Genomic DNA, 17,367 nt, shown 5'->3' with positions numbered 1-17,367 from the left:
AATTGCTTGGGGTAGCTCTTGCGCGACAGAGGCCAAAGGCGCGTTCCCGAGCCTCCGCAAAGCAATACCGGCGTGATCGAGGTGGGTTTCATGTCCAAGCCCTTGTTCTTCTTGCTCGTTCCAACATGACCAAGGCTTGCACCCTACTCAAGCAATCATATGGCGAGAATTGGGTGTGATCCCGCCCTCGGCTTTCTTGCCAGCGCCATGTTCGACCTGCCATAGGATGCAAATGATGCCGAATGATGACGACCCGCGCCTGCGCTTGCGTCTGTTCTTCGCCGGGGGCGCGATGATCGGACCGGGCAAGGCCGACCTGCTTGCGGCGATCCGCGACACCGGCTCCATCTCGGCAGCGGGGCGCGCCATGTCGATGAGCTACAAACGGGCGTGGTCCCTCGTCGACGAGATGAACGGCGCGTTTCGCGAACCACTGGTCGACAGCGCGCGCGGCGGGGCACGCGGCGGTGGGGCTTCGTTGACCGAAACCGGGCTGGCCGTCCTGACCCACTACCGCGCGTTGGAGGCCAAGTCCCGAAAGGCAGGGACAGGCGAAATCGCGGCCATCGCATCGCTTCTGCGCGATACATCCGATGAAACTTGACGCTTGTCGCAGGGTGTTTGAGTTGCGATATGTTTCAGTGAACATATCCAAAGTGAGGATCAAGATGATCCGATCCGCCCTGCTTTGCCTTTTCCTGCTCACGGCACCGGCCTCTGCCGGACAGATCACCGTTTTCGCGGCGGCGAGCCTTGGTGACGTGCTGGAAGACATTGGGGCGGCATTCGAGGAATCGACGGGGCATGAGGTCGTGGTTTCCTTCGCCGGGTCCTCGGTCCTCGCGCGCCAGATCGAACTGGGTGCGCCCGCCGACGTCTTCCTGTCGGCGAACCGTGACTGGATGACCCGATTGATCGAGATGGGCGCCATCGACCCGGATAGCAAAGTCGATCTGCTTGAAAACAGCCTCGTTCTGATCGGCACCGGACCCCAGACACCGGCTGAAATAGACACTGATTTCGACCTGATGCAGCGTTTGGACGGCGGTTTTCTTGCGATGGCGCTGGTCGATGCGGTCCCCGCCGGCATCTACGGCAAGACCGCGCTGTCCGCCCTTGGTCTTTGGGATGCGGTCGAGGATCAGGTGGCCCAGACCGACAACGTGCGAACCGCCCTGACGCTGGTCGCGACCGGCGAAGCGCCTTTGGGTATCGTCTATGCGACGGATGCAAAGGCAGAGCCGCGCGTGAGCGTGATCGGGACATTTCCAGCGGACACGCACCCCCGGATCGTCTACCCCGCCGCTGCCGTCGAGGCGTCGAACAACCCGCTGAACGACGAGTTTCTTGCCTTCCTGCAAGGACCGGAAGCACGCGGCGTGTTCACGGCGGCAGGCTTTGCCATGATACCGGACTGACATGACGACGTGGCTTGGTCCGGCAGAGTGGCAGGCGATCGCGCTGTCTTTGAAGGTCGCGGTCTGGGCGACCCTCGCCGCGCTGCCGCCGGGGCTGTTCATCGCCTTCGCGCTGGCCCGGTGGGAGTTTCCGGGGCGCCAGATCCTGAACGGTCTGGTGCATCTGCCGTTGATCCTGCCGCCTGTCGTGACCGGGTACCTGCTGCTTCTGACCTTCGGCAAGACGGGGCCTGTCGGGTCGGTTCTGGAGCCCCTCGGGATCGTCTTCGCCTTTCGCTGGACCGGTGCGGCGCTTGCGGCCGGGATCATGGCGTTTCCCCTTCTGGTGCGCGCGATACGGCTGTCGATCGAAGCCGTCGACCCCAAGCTGGAACAGGCCGCCGCCACGCTTGGGGCGCCAAAGGGATGGGTCTTCGTCACGGTCACTCTGCCGTTGATCCTGCCCGGCATCCTTGCCGGGGCCATTCTCGCCTTCGCCAAGGCGATGGGGGAATTCGGGGCGACCATCACCTTCGTCTCGAATATCCCCGGCCAGACCCAGACCCTGCCCAGCGCGATCTACGCCTTCCTTCAGGTGCCGGGAAGTGAAAGCGCCGCAATCCGTCTGGTCATCATATCGGTCGCCATCGCCATGCTCGCGCTCGTCCTGTCCGAGATCGCCGCCCAGCGCATCGCCCGAAGGGTTCGCGGATGACGCTTTCGGTGCGCATAAGCCAGCGGCTTGAAAGCTTCACCCTCGACGCGACGTTCGAGGCCCCGGCGGGCGTCACCGTCCTGTTCGGACGGTCGGGTTCCGGAAAGACGAGTGTCATCAACGCAATCGCCGGCCTGACCAGACCCGAAACGGGCCGGATCGAGGTCGACGGCACGGTCCTGATGGATACGGGCACCGGAACGTGGCTTCAGCCGCATCGGCGGCGTCTGGGCTATGTGTTCCAAGATGCGCGGCTGTTTCCCCACCTCACTGTGGCGAAGAACCTCGGCTATGGCGCGCGTTTCGCGCCCAAGGATGCTGCGCCCGTGGACCGCGACAAAGTGATCGACATGCTCGGACTCGGCGGGATGCTCGATCGTCGCCCCGGCACGTTGTCGGGCGGTGAAAAGCAGCGTGTCGCCATCGGGCGCGCGCTTTTCTCGGCCCCGAGGATGCTATTGGCCGACGAACCCCTCGCCGCGTTGGACGAGGACCGGAAGGCGGAGATTCTGCCCTATTTCGAACGGCTTCGCGACACCTTCGACATCCCTATCCTGTACGTGAGCCATGCGGCCGCCGAGGTCGCGCGCCTCGCCACGACCATCGTGGTTCTCGAAAACGGCCGAGTGAAACGCGTGGGTCCCGCAGGTGAGGTCATGGCGGACCCGCAGATCACGCCCCTCGGCCCCGGAGCGGCGGGCGCGATGCTGGAAGCGGTCGTGCTCGCGCAGCACGCCGACGGACTGACGGAGCTCGACGCGGGCGGTCTTCGATTGCTGATCCCGCAGGTGGCGCGTCAAACCGGCGATGCGCTTCGGGTTCATATCGAGGCGCAGGACGTCATGCTCGCCCTCGACCGACCCGAGGGCATTTCCGCCCTCAACGTCCTGCCCGCGACCGTGCGCGATATCCGGATGGGCGATGGACCCGGCGCGCTCGTGCAACTCGACGCGGGCGGCAACCTGATCCTCGCGCGAGTGACCCGACGGTCGGTCGATGCGATGGGATTGAAAGCCGGGCAGCCGCTGTTCGCGATCCTGAAGGCCGTGTCGGTGGCACGGGATGCGGTCGGCGCGTGAGTGTCAGGCGCCTCGGATCGCGCGGAAACCGGCCAGCATGGCCTCTTCTTCATCCGCCTCTTCCAGGAGAACGCCCTGCACCTGCATCGCCGTGCGGTAAGCCGCCATCCGATCCCCCGATCCGATAAGCGCCACACGCTGCCCCAGCCAGTATGGCCGCGCCGCCGCCAGCTCGAGACCAAGGAACAGGCCCCAGACCTCATCCCGGATGGTCTGGTCGGGCAGCGTTCCCAGCCGATGCCCCGCCTCCAGCGCACCGATGCGTGCGGCCACCGCTTCGGGTTTCGAAATGGCCGACGCGACCGCGTCGCCAAGGCCGGCACCGGGCTGGCCGGAATTGCCCATCGCGGCAAAGGCCGTGGCGATGAAATCGCCGGTCACGAAACTTTGGAAGCTGACGATCTCGCCCGCGCTGATGTGAACCCAGCGGGTTCGCGGGCCTGCAAGGCAAATAACCCCGTCGAAGGTGTCGTTGAGGGCAAGAAACCCGCGGATGCGGACGGCATCCGCAAGCATCAGGCCCGGTGGATCGTCCTGACGGACGCCGGTGACGAGGTTGACGTGCAGGCGGTCATCGCGTGCTTCGACCCGCGTCGTCGCGTCAGGTCCGGGCGGTATGCAGGGCACTTTCGCGCAAGCCCCGTCACCCCAGCCGTCCGGGGCCGAAGGATCGCCGGTGACGAGAATGTCGATTCCGTCATCGTCGTCCAGATGGTGTGCGATGATCGGCGCAAGGCCCGTCTCGTAGGCCGTCAGGCCGGTCACATCGGCCTCTTCCCGGTCCAGAACGTCACCGTCGGCCCCGATCACCCAAACCCGCAAACGCCCCGCAGACCAATCGACGGCCATCCACCGCCCTTCGTGCATGCTCAAATCCTGCCCCTCCGCCTATGGCGGTGTTGTGCCACCTTTCCCGATGCCGCGACAAGCCCGCGGGTTGCGCGGCACGGGTCAACATGCCACAGGAATGGCCGAAGATCGGAGGGGTCGCGATGAAGTTTCTGATGGTTGGGGCGGGGTTGTCCGGGGCCGTGATCGGTCGGCGCATGGCCGAAGCGGGACACGATGTGACCGTGATCGACTCCCGCGATCACGTGGCCGGAAACTGCCACACCGAACGCGACCCCGAGACGGGTGTCATGGTCCATGTCTACGGCCCGCACATCTTTCACACCGACGACGAAGCTGTCTGGAACTACGTGAATGCCTTCACCACGTTCATGCCCTACAAGAACCGGGTGAAATCGACCACGCAGGGGCAGGTCTTTTCGCTTCCCGTGAACCTGCACACGATCAACCAGTTTTTCGGCAAGACCATGCGACCGGACGAGGCGCGCGCGTTTATCGAAGAACAGGCGGACACGAGCATCACCGACCCCCAGACCTTCGAAGAGCAGGCGCTGCGGTTCGTCGGCCCCGACCTTTATGAGGCGTTCTTCAAGGGCTACACCGAAAAGCAGTGGGGTTGTTCGCCGACCGAATTGCCCGCTTCGATCCTCAAGCGCCTGCCGGTCCGGTTCAACTACGACGACAACTACTTTTTCCACCGCTTTCAGGGGATGCCGGAGCATGGCTATACGCCGATGGTCGAGGCGATCCTCGACCATCCGGGCATCACGGTGAGCCTGTCCACACCTTTCGACCCGGGCATGAAGGCCGAGCAAGATCACATCGTCTGGTCGGGCCCGCTCGACGGGTATTTCGACTACGACATTGGGCGGCTGGGGTATCGCACGCTCGATTTCGAACGGTTCACGGCATCCGGTGACTGGCAGGGCTGCGCGGTGATGAATTACGGCGACCGTGACGTGCCGTTCACGCGCATCACCGAACACAAGCATTTCTCGCCATGGGAAAGCCACGAGGGCTCGGTGCTCTACCGTGAATTCTCGCGGGCCTGCGGACCCGACGACATCCCGTATTATCCCATCCGCATGGTCGACGAGAAGGCACTGCTGGCGGACTACGTCGCGCGGGCCGAGGGCGAGGATGGTGTGACCTTCGTCGGGCGGCTCGGCACCTATCGCTATCTCGACATGGACGTGACCATACGGGAAGCGATGGATACCGCGCAGGCATTCCTGACGGCCTTGGAACGCCAATCCGCGCTCCCGGTTTTTGCCAAACCGCCGCTTTAGCCGTTTACCAATCGTTCCGGTTTTACTCCCATTTGAGCTTAATGCCCGGTTAATTTCGCAGGCGGAGCGGGGGCTTCGCTGGTGGGGTGTGCCATGCCGGACATTGCTGGGAATCCGGGCACGACGGCAACGATTGCGGTCGGCGAGACCCGCATCGGGGCCTTGGAAACGGTCTTTGACGAAGACTGGTACAGGCTCGACCTGGACGCCGGCCAGACGGTGACGATCACGCTGCGCGGTGCGGCCGAGAACGGAGTGAGCGACCTGATCCTCGACCTGTACGACGCCTCAGGACACCTGATCGACCTGAACCTCGACATGAGCGCCGAGAATCTAAACGCCCGGATCACATACACCGCTACGGAAAGCGCCACCTTTTTCGTCGATGCCTACGCCTCGGGCGCCATGACCGGGCAATACGTTCTGAACGTCTCGTCCCTCGCCGACTCCCCCGTCGCGGCGATCCTCTGGGGAACGCAGGTTCCGACCAATGCGATCACCGTCTGTTTCGCCGCGGCGGGGGTCGAGGTGGACGGGATCACTTCGGAAGGGTGGAGCGCAGACCAGATCACACGGGCGATGCAGGCATTCGGCGCCATCGAAGCGGTCACCAATCTGACGTTCACGCGCGTCGATGACCCTGCGAGCGCAGATTTCCTTTTCGGTCTCGATGACGACGAACTCGCGGTTCACAACCTTCTGGGCTACTTCCATCCGCCGGGCGAAGCCAGCGCGGGACATGGCAATCTGAACGGCGAACGCTGGGACAGAAGCGCGCTTGTTCCGGGCACATTGACCCAAGCGATCCTGATCCATGAAGTTCTGCATGGTCTTGGCCTGTCGCACCCGCATGACACCGGCGGCACATCGACGGTCATGGACGGGGTGGCGGTCGCCTTCGGAGATTACGGCACGGCTGGCCTGAATCAGGGCATTTACACAACGATGTCCTACAACTTCGGCTGGAACGAGGGAGATTGGGGGAGTTTCGCCGCGCTCTCCGGCGGCTGGGGCTACCAGTCCGGGCCGATGGCTTTGGACATTGCCGCGCTTCAATCGATGTACGGCGCGAACCTTGCGACCGCCGACGGCGACGAAATCTACGACTTGCCTGACCTCAACGAAGCCGGAACCGGCTGGCGTTCAATCTGGGACACGGGCGGCACCGATACGATCCGGTATGCCGGGCTGCGCGACGCCATCATCGACCTGAGGCCAGCGACCTTGGACTATGGGCCGGGCGGTGGCGGCTTCCTGTCCGCTGCCCGGTCCGTCGCGGGCGGCTTCACCATCGCGCAGGGCGTTCTGATCGAAAACGCAAACACCGGAACCGGAAACGACGTGCTCATCGGGAACGACGCGAACAATGCCCTGATGTCCGGTCGCGGCAACGATCTGGTCCGGGGCGGCGGCGGTGACGACCGGATCATCGCGCACCGCGGCGCTGACACCGTCGAGGGTGGAGACGGCGAAGACTGGATTTCCGCCGGGCGAGGCGACGATGCCGTCACTGGCGGCCCCGGAGACGATTCGATCTATGCCGGGCGCGGAAACGACCGGATCTCGGGAGGCGCGGGGAACGACATCCTTTGGGGTCGCAAGGGTCGGGACGACATCGACGGGGGCACGGGGGACGATCTGATAATGGCCGGACCCGGCGACGATCGCGTTCGTGGCGGTGCGGGCGACGATACGATCACGCTTGGGTTCGGCGCCGACACCTTCGTTTTTCGGCAGGGCGACGGGCACGATACCATCACCGATTTTCGCCCGGCGCGCGACCGATTGGAGATTGGGCGGGAACTCGTCGACTCCGTCGATCTGGTCGTTGCATCCGCCGTGGCCGAAGCTGGCGGTGTTCGGATCATCTTCGACGCGCGGCACACGATCTTTCTGGAAGGGGATTTCGACCTCGCCGACCTTGTGGACGCTGTTTTGATCGGCGCGTGAGCCATCAGTCGAAAATGATGTCGCCCTTGTCGAAACCGCCATTGGTGAAGTCGACCAATTCAACCTGTTCGTTCCCCCACTCGATGAAGGTGCTCCCCCCCGACGTGTGAACCGACACCATGGACCGCGCGACATTGTGCAGCACGATCCGGTCGGACATCGAAAAATCCATCACCTTGTCCCGGTCGTCCCAGCGCCAGAACTCGAACCTGTCCGCGCCCGACCCACCGTAGAGAATGTCATTCCCCAGCCCACCGACCAGCTTGTCGTTCAAGCCGTCCCCGAAGAGGCGGTCATTTCCACTGTCCCCGCGCAAAAGGTCTGCACCCCATCCCCCGCGCAGCGTGTCGTTTCCCCAGCCTCCATAGAGCCTGTCGACGCCGACACCACCTTCGAGATAGTCCGCGTGGCCGTTTCCGAACAGGATGTCGTTGTGGGTGCCACCGTAAATTCGGTCGGCGCCGTCTCCGCCCCAGAGGAAGTCATTCAGACCGCCGCCATAGAGCCGATCATTGCCGGAATCGCCCCACAGACGGTCCACGCCCCATTCGCCGTAAATCACGTCATTGCCCCAGCCGCCGTGCAGCCTGTCGATGCCGACGCCGCCATACACGGTGTCGTTGTGGCCACTGGCGAAAACCACGTCGTGCCCGTCACCGCCATAAACGCGGTCGTAGCCCGTGCCCCCGTCGATCCAGTCGTTCATCCCGTCGCCATGAATGACGTCGTTGCCGGATTCGCCATAAATCCTGTCTTCACCCCAGCCTCCACGGAGCGTGTCGTTCCCCCAGCCGCCCCAGATGGTGTCGATTCCGATGCCGCCGTAAATCTTGTCGTCGTGCCCATGCCCCTTGAGGATGTCGTGCCATGCGCCGCCGTAGAGAATGTCGTCGCCATTGCTGCCCCACAGCACGTCGCGCAACTCGCCGCCATACATGACGTCATCGCCGTCTCCGCCGAACAGACGATCGAAGCCGCCCTCACCGTGAAGTTCGTCATCCCCATCGCCACCAAAAACAAGGTCCGCGCCATCGCCGCCGACCAGCCTGTCGCGACCGCCGTCCCCGTAGATCAGATCGTCGCCCCCATCGCCGATGAAATGGTCGTCGCCGTCCTGCCCCCACATGGTGTCGTCGCCGTCTTCGCCGTGTGCCACGTCGTCGCCGCTGCCACCTTCCATCAGGTCATTGCCGGCCCCGCCAAGCAGATGATCGCCGCCCGACCCGCCGAAGATATCGTCATCGCCATCGTCACCACGAAGCTGGTCGTTTCCGGACGCGCCCCACAGAATGTCCGCGCCCCGGCCACCGAACAGGATGTCATGACCGGCCCGGCCCCCAAGCCGGTCGTCGCCATCGCCGCCGTCGATCTGGTCGTCCCCGTTGCCGGTCGTGATGGTGTCGTCCCCGTCCTCGCCGTAGACCACGTCATTGTCGGTGGGGCCCTCGTCGTCGCCGTCGAGGTAGGTGTCGTTCCCGGCACCGAGCCACGCCTCGTCGGCCCCGGCGCCGCCCGTCACGGTATCGTTCCCGCCACCGGCCCGGATCAGGTCGCGCCCCGTTCCGCCATCGACATCGTCGTCACCGAGGCCCATGAGCAGCGTGTCGTTCCCGGCACCGCCGCGCACGACATCGCCGTCGAGCGCCGTGCTCGCATCCTTGTCGTCGAAGATGTCGTCGCCATTGTCGAGGTAGATCGTCTTGCGACCGGCACCGCCATCGACCCTATCGTTGCCTCCGCCCGCGTGAACCACATCATCGCCCGTGGACAGCGCGATCATTTCGGAGCGGGAACTGCCGGTAACCAGGTCGTCGCCATCCGTGTCGCCAAGGTCGTAGCCGAACGCGATATCCGGTTCTTCGTCCAGTTCACCGTCCCACTCCGGGAAGTCGTAACCGGACAGGTCCATCGCGCGATCCGGCGTCTTTCGCACGGCGTTGCGAACGGCTGAGGCTGACAGCGGAGTGCCGTCGTAGGATCTGAGCACCAGCACCTCGTCGCGCCATGTCACGACCGCACCGTTCGCGTTCGGCACGACCGACAGGGCGGCCGGGTCGTAAAAGAAGGGCCATGACGACAGGTCGAGCCTATCGACGTCAGGGTCGAAATCCATGATCCGGTCTTCGGTCCGGTCGTCCCGCAACACGAAAACGTCCGCGCCCGCGCCGCCCGTCAGAATGTCCAGCCCGGCACCGTCCACGAGGGTATCGTCACCATTTCCGGCCGAAATCGTGTCTGATCCGGCCCCGCTGACCAGTATGTCGTCCAGCCCGCCGCCCAGAAGCGACCCGCCTGACGTCTGCGTGCGGTGCTGCTGGCCCCCCTGATCCGACAGGTCGTAGGTCAGGCGTGTCAGCCCTCCGACCTCTTCGCTCGCGACGAACAGGTTGAGCGTGTCTGCGATGATCCCGCCCGAGATCGCCGTCACGTCCGCCAGCGCGGCCTGCCCATTTGCCCCATCCGTCCACGTGTTCTCGATCGCGTCGAGGAACTGAAGCTGACCGCCGGGCAACAGGACGAATAGCGAAACGCCATCATCCGCCCCGCCCGCGGCGACGTAGACCCGGCCGTCATGTTCGACCGTGGCGATGTCGGTGACGCCCCCGAACCGGGTGTCCAGATTGTCGGTGACATGATCCGTGCGGGTCAGCGTGCCGTCGGGTGCGACGTGAAACACCGTGAGCGCACCGTTCATGCCCTGCGCCGATGCGAGCACGAGGTAACTTTGCCCGAGGACGTCGACCACCTGCATGTCGGTCGGGTCCATGATGCCGATGCCGTCCTCCGGCCCTGCGGTATCCGCAAGAACCGGGGTGCCCGCCGTCGTCACGAAACTTGTGACACCGTCCTCACCAGCGTCCCCGGCAATGACGATCTGCGCGCCGCCGACCGTGGCCGTCGTGACCGACGTGACATGCGCAAGGTGGGTGTCCTCGTCGTCGGACAGCACAGTCATGCCGGACAGCGCCCCGGACCCGCCACGCACGGCGAAACCGAATGCGCCCGAGGCATCGGCAAAGGCCACGCTGTCGATCCCGACCGAAATGTCGGTGATACGCCCCAGATCGGAGCCCAGACCGGAATAGGACGATATCGTCCCGACCTGCCCCCCATCCGTGACGGAATAGGCACTCAGGGCACCTGTCGCCACCGACCCGAACAACGCCTCGATCCCGCCACCCGGCGCATCGTCGAGCGCGATCACATCCCCGGTGCCGGAGATCCATCCCGCGTTATAGACGACCTGATCGACGAGCCCGACCGTGCCGGTCGACACAGTCCAGCCTGCAAGACCCCCGTTCCGCCCGGAATGGCTGAACAGCGTCAGACCGGACCCGTTGGGCACGATTTCAAGATCGGTGATCCCGATGTCCAGCGCATCGATACCCGATGCGAAGTGACCTTGAACGATGATAGCCATATCCACCCCCAGCGCATTGGCAGGGATGGAATCGCGCAAAGGCATGGCGCCCGGCGGCACGCAAATGTGGCGCCTGCGCGAACTTCGTTTCCAATTCTCGTAAGTGTTTACAGTTGGTTAGGCATCAACGGCGGGCCATATCCCATTCGTGCTGTTCGATCGCGTCGTCGATGTCGTCGAAATATCGCGCTCGTCCACCCGCAAGGACCATCCCGGCGTCACAGGAGGCGCGCAGCTCATCCATGTTGTGACTCACCATGATCGCGGACGATCTGGCCAGACGGTCGCGCAGAACCGCGCGGCTCTTTCGCTTGAACGACGCATCGCCCACCGCGGTCACCTCATCCACCAGATAGGTGTCGAAGTGGATGCCCATGGCCGTCCCGAACGAGATGCGGGAGCGCATACCGGAGGAGTAGGTCTTGAATGGCATGTAGAAGTGGTCGCCAAGCTCAGAAAAGTCGTGCACGAACTCCACCAGTTCGTCGCTGTCGACGCCGTAGACCCGCGCGACGAAACGCACGTTCTGCACCCCCGTCATGTCCTTGTGAAAGGCCGCGCGCAGCCCAACGGGCCACGAAATCGTGCCCTCGGTCCTGACCTCTCCCGCGTCGGGTTTCACCGCACCCGACAGGATCGACAACAGCGTCGACTTGCCCGCCCCGTTGCGCCCGAGAAGGCCAAGCGACACCCCGGCAGGCACCTCGAAGTCGAGGCCGTCCAACACCAGCTTGGGCTTGCCTTTGACCATGTAGGATTTGGTGATCCCAATCCCTTGCAGCATCAGCCGCGATCCCGGATCGAGTAATAGATCAGCACCACGAGCGCCCATCCCAAACACAGGAACAATAGCGAGACGAGCATGATCTGTTGCCGTTTCGGATAGATCGGTGCCTCGGCCAGCGTCGGAAGCGCATAGGCCGCCAGATACCGGCTCTGTCGGGCTGCGCTTGCCTTGGCGGCGTCAAGTTGCGCGAGGGCGGCGCGGTAGGTCTCTTCCGCATATTCGCGGTCGACCGTCAGGCTTTCATACTCGGCGATCAGGGCCGGATACCCCTCGACCCCGACATAGGACTGGTCGGAGGCGAAGGCCTGTCGCTCGTCCGCCAGCCGATCCCGGATCACGTCGATCTTTCGCTCGGCCTGCACGACGCTCGGTGCCTGCTCGCCCGCCGACTGAACGAGAAGGTCGTATTCGACCAAGGCCTGAGCAAGTTGTTGTTGCAGCGATGTCTGAACCCCCATCCGGGCTTCCAGATCGGTTTCCGGGTCGACGATCTGGGTCCGGGTGCGAAAGTTCACCAGCGCCTCGCGCGCCGACTTGAGCCGCGCGAGGCCAAGCTCCACATCGGCTTCGGCCGCCATGACCAGATCGTCGCGGGCCGCCGCGTTCAGGTCATTGACGAGGCTTTGGCTCTCTTCCAGAACCGCCCGCGCCACAGACTGCGCAAAAGCCGCGTCGAAGGCGCGAAGTTCGAGTCCGATCAGACCCGTCGCCTGATCGTAGTCGATCGTGACGATCCGGCCCCAGTAGGCGTGCAGATCCTCGATCGTGCCGCCCGGGCGCAGCGCGAACACCGGGTCGGTCGCGTGAAACGCCGCGTAATGCGACCACAGGTCGAGCCGCTCATCGACCCGCGCCACCAGTCCCTGACTGCGAATGAACTCGTTCAGAATATCGCCGTCCAACGCGCCACCGGCGGCTGTCGGACCCGCCAGTTGCGCCAGTCCACCCAAAAGCGCCTGCGTCTGCCCCTGATCCTCTTGCCGGACCGTGAACCCGACGCGGGACGCGAACTGATCGACCGCCCGAACATAGGTGTACCAGCCGATCACGGCCAAGGGCAGCAGCACGATCACTACGAATGACAGGAGAAGACCGACATGCCGCCGTTTCCGGCGGGCCGGTCCTGCCATCGGGCGCACGATGACATCGGGGCCGGCTGTGGATCGTGACTTTGCCGAATCCTCGGGCACGCGGCGCCTTTCTACCTTGCGTTGAACTCTCGCCTCTCCTTCTACATACTCGCGCGCATCGGCGCCAGAATTCGAGACCCTCTTGTCGGCCAGCGATATCACGAACCAGCCAAGCACAGCTGCGAAACGCTCGTTCCCGACGCTTCGCACGGTCGGCGCGCTTGTTCTCAGGGAAATGTCGGCACGCTACGGCAAATCGCCCGGGGGCTACCTGTGGGCGTTCACCGCACCGTTGCTGATGATCGTCGCGCTGACCTTCGCCTTCGGCTTCCTGCAAAAAACGCCGCGCCTCGGCACCTCTTTCATCATGTACTACGCGTCCGGGCACCTCGTCTTCGCGATCTTCGGACAGGTGAGCGGCCCTATAACGGCAGCCCTCAAGTTTTCACGCCCATTGCTCAGGTTCCCGACCGTGATCTGGCTGGACACCGTGCTCGCGCGGTTCCTGCTCAACGCATTGACGGCCACGGTCGTGTTTTTCCTGCTGCTCTTCGGGATCGCCACTGTCTCGGGCCACGGGCTTCGCTTCGACCTGACCCCGGTTCTCTGCGCGGTCGGCCTTTCGGTGATGCTTGGCGCCGGTTTCGGCGTGTTCACCTGCTGGCTGTTCATGGAACTGCCCATCGTCGCGCGCCTGTGGGGCTTCGCGTCGCGCCCGCTGTTCATCATCTCCGGCGTGCTGTTCCTGTACGAGGATTTCCCGGACGATGTGCAACAGGTGCTTTGGTGGAACCCGCTGATCCACATCACCTCCCTCGCCAAGTCGGGCATTTTCCCGAAGTACGATCCGACGTGGGTTTCACCGCTTTTCGTGGTGACTTTGGCGCTGATCCTGACGGTGTCGGGCCTGTTCATGCTCAAGCAACACCATCAGCGCCTGCTGAACGGCGACTGATCTTCTTCGGTCTGAAAATACCTCGGGGAGTTTGAGGGGCAGCGCCCCTCATCCGCATGGCTTTTCGGGAACCGAAAAGACGTGCTTCCCAAGCGTGCGCCGCCCGGCGCACTCAATTAAAAAGCCCGCCGCCCTCGAAGGCGCCGGGCTTCGTGTCGGAGCAGGTCAGGCCCGTTCAGCCGTTTTCGCGGATATATTCGGCGCTGTTCTTGATGCCGCCCAGCGGGAAGACGTGCACCTTGTCGATCAGGCTGTCCGGGTTCTCGGCCTTGTAGGCCGCAAGGTCGGTCAGCACCTCTGTCGGCTCGAACGGCTTCAGAAGCTTGGTGAGATCCTTCGCGCGCTTTTGCAGCACGTTCAGAGACGGGCCGACACCACAGGCGATGGCGTATTTGATGAGGGTCTGAAGCTTCGCCGGGCCCGCGACACCGGCATGGATCGGCATCGTGATACCATCGGCCTCCAGCCGCTCGGCCCAGTCGATCATCGGCTGCGCGGCGAAGACGAACTGGGTCGTCAGCGCCATGTCGATGCCGGAGCGGTCGGCATAGGCCTGCTTCCAGCGCACGGCCTCGTCCACATGGGTGGTGGTTCCCTTGGCGTCGATGTCACCGTTGCCCTCGGGATGACCGGCGACGTGCAGACGCTTGAACCCGTCGAAGTAGCCCGTCTCGATCAACTGGATCGAGCTGTCGAGCTTGCCGACCGGCGTAGTGGGCGAGCCGCCCAGAAGCAGCGCCTGTTCGACACCGGCCTCCGACACGTAGCGGTCGATCCAGTCCTTGAGCTCGGCGGTGTCCTTCATGATCCGCGCGGGGAAGTGCGGCATGACCTGAAACCCGCCTGCGGCGAGGCGCTGGGCGGTGTCCACCATCTCTTCGATCGGCGTGCCCTCGATATGGGCGATGTAGACACGGGTATTTACCGGCAGGATCGCCGTGAAATCCTCGACCTTCGCCGCCGTGCGCGGCATCACTTCGATGGATACGCCCTCGAGAAACGCCGCCAGTTGGGCGCCCGCAGGACGGTTTTGCATCATGTTCACCACAGCCATCGGTCCTCTCCTCAAGTCTGCTTACGATATGTCTCGCGGACCGCATCATGGATGGGCCACGGGTGCGCTTCGGTCTTCACGTCGATCTGACGGTGCCGCTCGACGGTCGGTTTAGACGATCCGCCATCCGGTTCACCCCACGTTACCGTCACTTCAGTGCCGGTTTCCGCCACGTCGGCGTCGAGCACGGCGAGGCTGATCCAGGCCCGTTCGTTCGCCGAATAGGCCGGCGCGATCGAGATACCTACGGTACGGCCGTCTTTCGTCACCAGATCATAGGGATAGCTCGCGTAATGCGCGGCGGGGAAATCCATGTTCTTCGTCGGCAGGTCACCATCGTCCATGTAGCCCGCGTTCACCTTGAGCACGTCGTCGGCATCCCAGACCAGCGTCATTTTCTTGCGCTGGGGCAGCTCCGCCATCTTCTCAAGCGCCGCGCGCCCGATGAAATCATGGTCGAACTTGATGACCCGGCCATAATCCACGTCCCACGGGGTCATGTAGTAATCTTCGATGTTCCCGGTCTTCATCGACCCGCCAAGGGTCGAGAGCGCCTCGAACGACGTCGCCTTGAGCCATTGGCGATAGGGCTTCATCTTCTCGCCGGTGTAGATCGCCGGAACGACGCTCGGCACCCAGCCGGACTCGGCGGCGGCGGAGGCATAGGCGCGGCTGCCCACCAGACGCAGGCCGTATTTCTCGCCCACTTCCATAAGCCGTGCTTTCACCTTGTCGCCGTCATCGAACGGACCCCAGATCTCAAGCCCCTGCGCGCCGCCCATGCCGTGCGACAGCGTCTGGCCCTTGCAGCCCGCGATGGTGATCTCGCCCATGTTGAAGAATTTGGTGGTCAGCGGACCACCCTCGTTCACCTCGTTCAGCAGGTCGAGCGCCTTAGGCCCCTGCACTTCGTAGCGGTAGGTCAGGCGGCGATTGTCGGGATCGTCCAGCTTGCGTTCGTCGCGGGTGCAGACAACGTCATATCCGCCGGTCTCGGCGTGGAACTGCACCCAGTTCGGCACGATGGGGCGGCCGACGATGTTCACTTCGTCGTCTTCGAGGCCGAACACGATGGAGTCGCCGATAAGATAGCCGTCGTGGTTCACGCAAACGATCTGCTTGGCCTTGCCCTTGCCGAACTTGGCATAGCTGTTGACCGAGATGTCCGAGAGCAACTTCATCACATCCGGGCCCTTCACGTAGAGGTCGGTCATGTGGAAGCTCTGGTTCATCAGCGCCACGCCCTCGCGCCAAGCGCGCTGCTCTTCGGCCCAGTGGGTATATTCGCTCTCGATCGGGAACGGATAGCGGCCCATCTGGTTGTCGTAGAGCATGGCGAACGGGCTTTCATGCCCTGCCAGGCGGTCTTCAAGCGTCTTTGCGCTCATCTGCGCGTCCTCCCTTAATCCTCAAAGCGGATATAATGTGGGCCATCGGGTTTCGCTTATGCGCATATTGTATATGCGGCTTCACTTTACTTATAACTTATGTATGTCTGGAAACTCAGCCATCCTTTCAGCCCGGCAAGTTCGGGTGATCCGGGCCTTGTCCGAGCATCGGCGGCTCTCGGAAGCTGCCGAATCGACAGCCATGTCGCAGCCTGCGTTCTCGCGCACCCTGAACAGCGCCGAGGGCCAGTTGGGGGTCGCCCTGTTCCAGCGTGGCTGGTCCGGGTCCGAGCCCACGGCCCTCGGCGAGATCGTGATCGACCAGTGTCGCCGGATCACGGCCGAGTTCGAGACGCTGGAGCGTGGCGTATTGGGCCATGACGGGCCGCTGCGGTTTCCGAGCCTCGCGCGTTGGCGCCATCTGCGTGCCGTGTCCGCCGTCGTCCGCCATGGCACGGCCTCGGCTGCCGCCAGAGCATTGGGTGTCAGCCAACCCGCCATAAGCCAGTCCCTACGCGACATCGCAGGGTACGTGGCGCCGACCCTTTTCATTCGGCGCAAGGCAGGAATGGAACCGACGGAAGCTGCACGCGCGATTGCGGCGCTTTGGGATCGCATCAACGCCGCGCTGAACGACATCCCCGCGCTTCTGGCCGACACGGGCGACTCGCTCCTCGGGCGCGTGTCGGTGGGAATGCTTCCGTTCTCGGGACAGTCGCTGGTCCTGGAGGCATTCGGAGAGATCACACAGGCCCATCCGCGGGTTCAACTCGTCGCGATTCCCGGTGGCTACGACACGCTGGTCGAGGCACTTCGGCGTGGCGAAATCGACCTTATCATCGGCGTCCTGCGCAATCCGTCGCCTTTTCCCGAAATGGTCGAAAAGCATCTCTATTTCGAGGATTACATGATGATCGCGCGCACGGATCACGCGATACACGACCACAGGCCTTCGATGGCCGAGCTGGCCAAGGAACAATGGATCGTGGCACCTCACGGCACGCCGATCCGTGGTTTCTTCGACCGGATGTTCCGGGCCGCCGGAACCATCCCACCGGCGCAATCCGCCGAAATGTTCTCGTTCTCGAACGCCGAACAGATGATCGTCGCCAGCCGTTCGATCGCCCTGTTGTGCTATGGAAAATCCGGCCTCAGGAACCTCCCGACCGCTTTGAAGCCGGTCGACATCCGCCTGCCCGGCGCCCGCGTCTCGATCGGCGTCACACGCTATGGCGAAGAGCCGCCGAACGAGGCGATTTCAGGGTTTCTGGATATCCTTGCCCGCAAGATCGCAAAGGCCGGCGAGGATTGACGGCACGCCACCCACCTTGACGCGCCCCGCCAAGGACGCTG

15 protein-coding genes are annotated in these 17,367 nt (G+C 63.7%); 8 read left to right on the top strand and 7 right to left on the bottom strand.

What is annotated here, in order from left to right; genetic code table 11:
• The coding region (locus HOY44_RS11055; RefSeq protein WP_287434755.1) for a sugar phosphate nucleotidyltransferase at positions 1–92 on the bottom strand (92 nt) is incomplete at its 3' end.
• Positions 93–235: 143 nt separating this feature from the next.
• Between HOY44_RS11055 and HOY44_RS11050 the strand changes: the two genes are divergently transcribed.
• From HOY44_RS11050 to modC, 4 genes are all read left to right on the top strand, one after another.
• Positions 236–604: a winged helix-turn-helix domain-containing protein gene (locus HOY44_RS11050; RefSeq protein WP_502710689.1), complete on the top strand. Its 369-nt coding sequence runs from the start codon at positions 236–238 to the stop codon at positions 602–604.
• Between the two features lie 64 nt (positions 605–668).
• Complete coding sequence (gene modA / locus HOY44_RS11045) at positions 669–1,418, top strand: molybdate ABC transporter substrate-binding protein (protein ID WP_287434711.1); 750 nt, start codon at positions 669–671, stop codon at positions 1,416–1,418.
• 1 nt (position 1,419) lies between these two features.
• The gene (gene modB, locus HOY44_RS11040) at positions 1,420–2,112 is read left to right on the top strand and encodes a molybdate ABC transporter permease subunit (RefSeq protein WP_008332722.1); all 693 of its coding nucleotides are present in this window, start codon (positions 1,420–1,422) and stop codon (positions 2,110–2,112) included.
• Positions 2,109–3,191 (top strand): molybdenum ABC transporter ATP-binding protein, encoded by a 1,083-nt coding sequence (gene modC / locus HOY44_RS11035; RefSeq protein ID WP_287434710.1) that lies wholly within the window; start codon positions 2,109–2,111, stop codon positions 3,189–3,191. The genes modB and modC overlap by 4 nt, the downstream gene beginning before the upstream one ends.
• Positions 3,192–3,194: 3 nt before the next feature.
• Here the strand turns inward: modC and HOY44_RS11030 are convergent, their stop codons facing one another.
• The gene (locus HOY44_RS11030; RefSeq protein ID WP_287434709.1) at positions 3,195–4,058 is read right to left on the bottom strand and encodes a 2-dehydro-3-deoxygalactonokinase; all 864 of its coding nucleotides are present in this window, start codon (positions 4,056–4,058) and stop codon (positions 3,195–3,197) included.
• A 125-nt stretch (positions 4,059–4,183) separates the two neighbouring features.
• On the opposite strand from HOY44_RS11030, the gene glf reads away from it, so the two are divergent.
• Together glf and HOY44_RS11020 are read left to right on the top strand one after the other, a co-directional pair.
• Positions 4,184–5,329, top strand: coding sequence for a UDP-galactopyranose mutase (gene glf / locus HOY44_RS11025; protein ID WP_287434708.1), 1,146 nt, complete (start codon positions 4,184–4,186; stop codon positions 5,327–5,329).
• A gap of 93 nt (positions 5,330–5,422) precedes the next feature.
• Positions 5,423–7,279 (top strand): M10 family metallopeptidase C-terminal domain-containing protein, encoded by a 1,857-nt coding sequence (locus tag HOY44_RS11020; RefSeq protein WP_287434707.1) that lies wholly within the window; start codon positions 5,423–5,425, stop codon positions 7,277–7,279.
• A 4-nt stretch (positions 7,280–7,283) separates the two neighbouring features.
• Here HOY44_RS11020 and HOY44_RS11015 read toward each other — a convergent pair whose 3' ends face one another.
• From HOY44_RS11015 to HOY44_RS11005, 3 genes are all read right to left on the bottom strand, one after another.
• The gene (locus tag HOY44_RS11015) at positions 7,284–10,700 is read right to left on the bottom strand and encodes a calcium-binding protein (protein ID WP_287434706.1); all 3,417 of its coding nucleotides are present in this window, start codon (positions 10,698–10,700) and stop codon (positions 7,284–7,286) included.
• A 124-nt stretch (positions 10,701–10,824) separates the two neighbouring features.
• Entirely contained in the window at positions 10,825–11,484 is a 660-nt protein-coding gene (locus HOY44_RS11010; RefSeq protein ID WP_287434705.1) for an ABC transporter ATP-binding protein, read from the bottom strand.
• Positions 11,484–12,617 (bottom strand): KpsE/RkpR family capsule polysaccharide export protein, encoded by a 1,134-nt coding sequence (locus HOY44_RS11005; RefSeq protein ID WP_287434704.1) that lies wholly within the window; start codon positions 12,615–12,617, stop codon positions 11,484–11,486. The genes HOY44_RS11010 and HOY44_RS11005 overlap by 1 nt, the downstream gene beginning before the upstream one ends.
• A gap of 142 nt (positions 12,618–12,759) precedes the next feature.
• Here HOY44_RS11005 and HOY44_RS11000 point away from each other — a divergent pair, with 142 nt between their 5' ends.
• Positions 12,760–13,572, top strand: coding sequence for an ABC transporter permease (locus HOY44_RS11000; protein ID WP_287434703.1), 813 nt, complete (start codon positions 12,760–12,762; stop codon positions 13,570–13,572).
• Positions 13,573–13,747: 175 nt separating this feature from the next.
• On the opposite strand, the gene HOY44_RS10995 is transcribed toward HOY44_RS11000, so the two are convergent.
• Together HOY44_RS10995 and HOY44_RS10990 are read right to left on the bottom strand one after the other, a co-directional pair.
• Positions 13,748–14,626: a methylenetetrahydrofolate reductase gene (locus HOY44_RS10995; protein WP_287434702.1), complete on the bottom strand. Its 879-nt coding sequence runs from the start codon at positions 14,624–14,626 to the stop codon at positions 13,748–13,750.
• A gap of 11 nt (positions 14,627–14,637) precedes the next feature.
• Complete coding sequence (locus HOY44_RS10990) at positions 14,638–16,014, bottom strand: aminomethyl transferase family protein (RefSeq protein ID WP_287434701.1); 1,377 nt, start codon at positions 16,012–16,014, stop codon at positions 14,638–14,640.
• Here HOY44_RS10990 and HOY44_RS10985 point away from each other — a divergent pair.
• Positions 15,959–17,326: a LysR family transcriptional regulator gene (locus HOY44_RS10985; RefSeq protein WP_353806633.1), complete on the top strand. Its 1,368-nt coding sequence runs from the start codon at positions 15,959–15,961 to the stop codon at positions 17,324–17,326. The two genes, HOY44_RS10990 and HOY44_RS10985, sit on opposite strands and share 56 nt — an antisense overlap.
• The last annotated feature ends 41 nt before the right edge of the window (positions 17,327–17,367 follow it).

The sequence above is a fragment of the Maritimibacter sp. genome, assembly GCF_016774595.1.
GTDB lineage: Bacteria > Pseudomonadota > Alphaproteobacteria > Rhodobacterales > Rhodobacteraceae > Maritimibacter > Maritimibacter alkaliphilus.
This window is presented reverse-complemented; position numbering and strand designations above follow the sequence as displayed.

Coding starts and splice junctions, on each gene's coding strand:
- HOY44_RS11050 (WP_502710689.1), top strand. CDS start 236: ATGCCGAATGATGACGACCCGCGCCTGCGCTTGCGTCTGTTCTTCGCC.
- modA (WP_287434711.1), top strand. CDS start 669: ATGATCCGATCCGCCCTGCTTTGCCTTTTCCTGCTCACGGCACCGGCC.
- modB (WP_008332722.1), top strand. CDS start 1,420: ATGACGACGTGGCTTGGTCCGGCAGAGTGGCAGGCGATCGCGCTGTCT.
- modC (WP_287434710.1), top strand. CDS start 2,109: ATGACGCTTTCGGTGCGCATAAGCCAGCGGCTTGAAAGCTTCACCCTC.
- HOY44_RS11030 (WP_287434709.1), bottom strand. CDS start 4,058: ATGCACGAAGGGCGGTGGATGGCCGTCGATTGGTCTGCGGGGCGTTTG.
- glf (WP_287434708.1), top strand. CDS start 4,184: ATGAAGTTTCTGATGGTTGGGGCGGGGTTGTCCGGGGCCGTGATCGGT.
- HOY44_RS11020 (WP_287434707.1), top strand. CDS start 5,423: ATGCCGGACATTGCTGGGAATCCGGGCACGACGGCAACGATTGCGGTC.
- HOY44_RS11015 (WP_287434706.1), bottom strand. CDS start 10,700: ATGGCTATCATCGTTCAAGGTCACTTCGCATCGGGTATCGATGCGCTG.
- HOY44_RS11010 (WP_287434705.1), bottom strand. CDS start 11,484: ATGCTGCAAGGGATTGGGATCACCAAATCCTACATGGTCAAAGGCAAG.
- HOY44_RS11005 (WP_287434704.1), bottom strand. CDS start 12,617: ATGGCAGGACCGGCCCGCCGGAAACGGCGGCATGTCGGTCTTCTCCTG.
- HOY44_RS10995 (WP_287434702.1), bottom strand. CDS start 14,626: ATGGCTGTGGTGAACATGATGCAAAACCGTCCTGCGGGCGCCCAACTG.
- HOY44_RS10985 (WP_353806633.1), top strand. CDS start 15,959: ATGGCGAACGGGCTTTCATGCCCTGCCAGGCGGTCTTCAAGCGTCTTT.
- HOY44_RS10990 (WP_287434701.1), bottom strand. CDS start 16,014: ATGAGCGCAAAGACGCTTGAAGACCGCCTGGCAGGGCATGAAAGCCCG.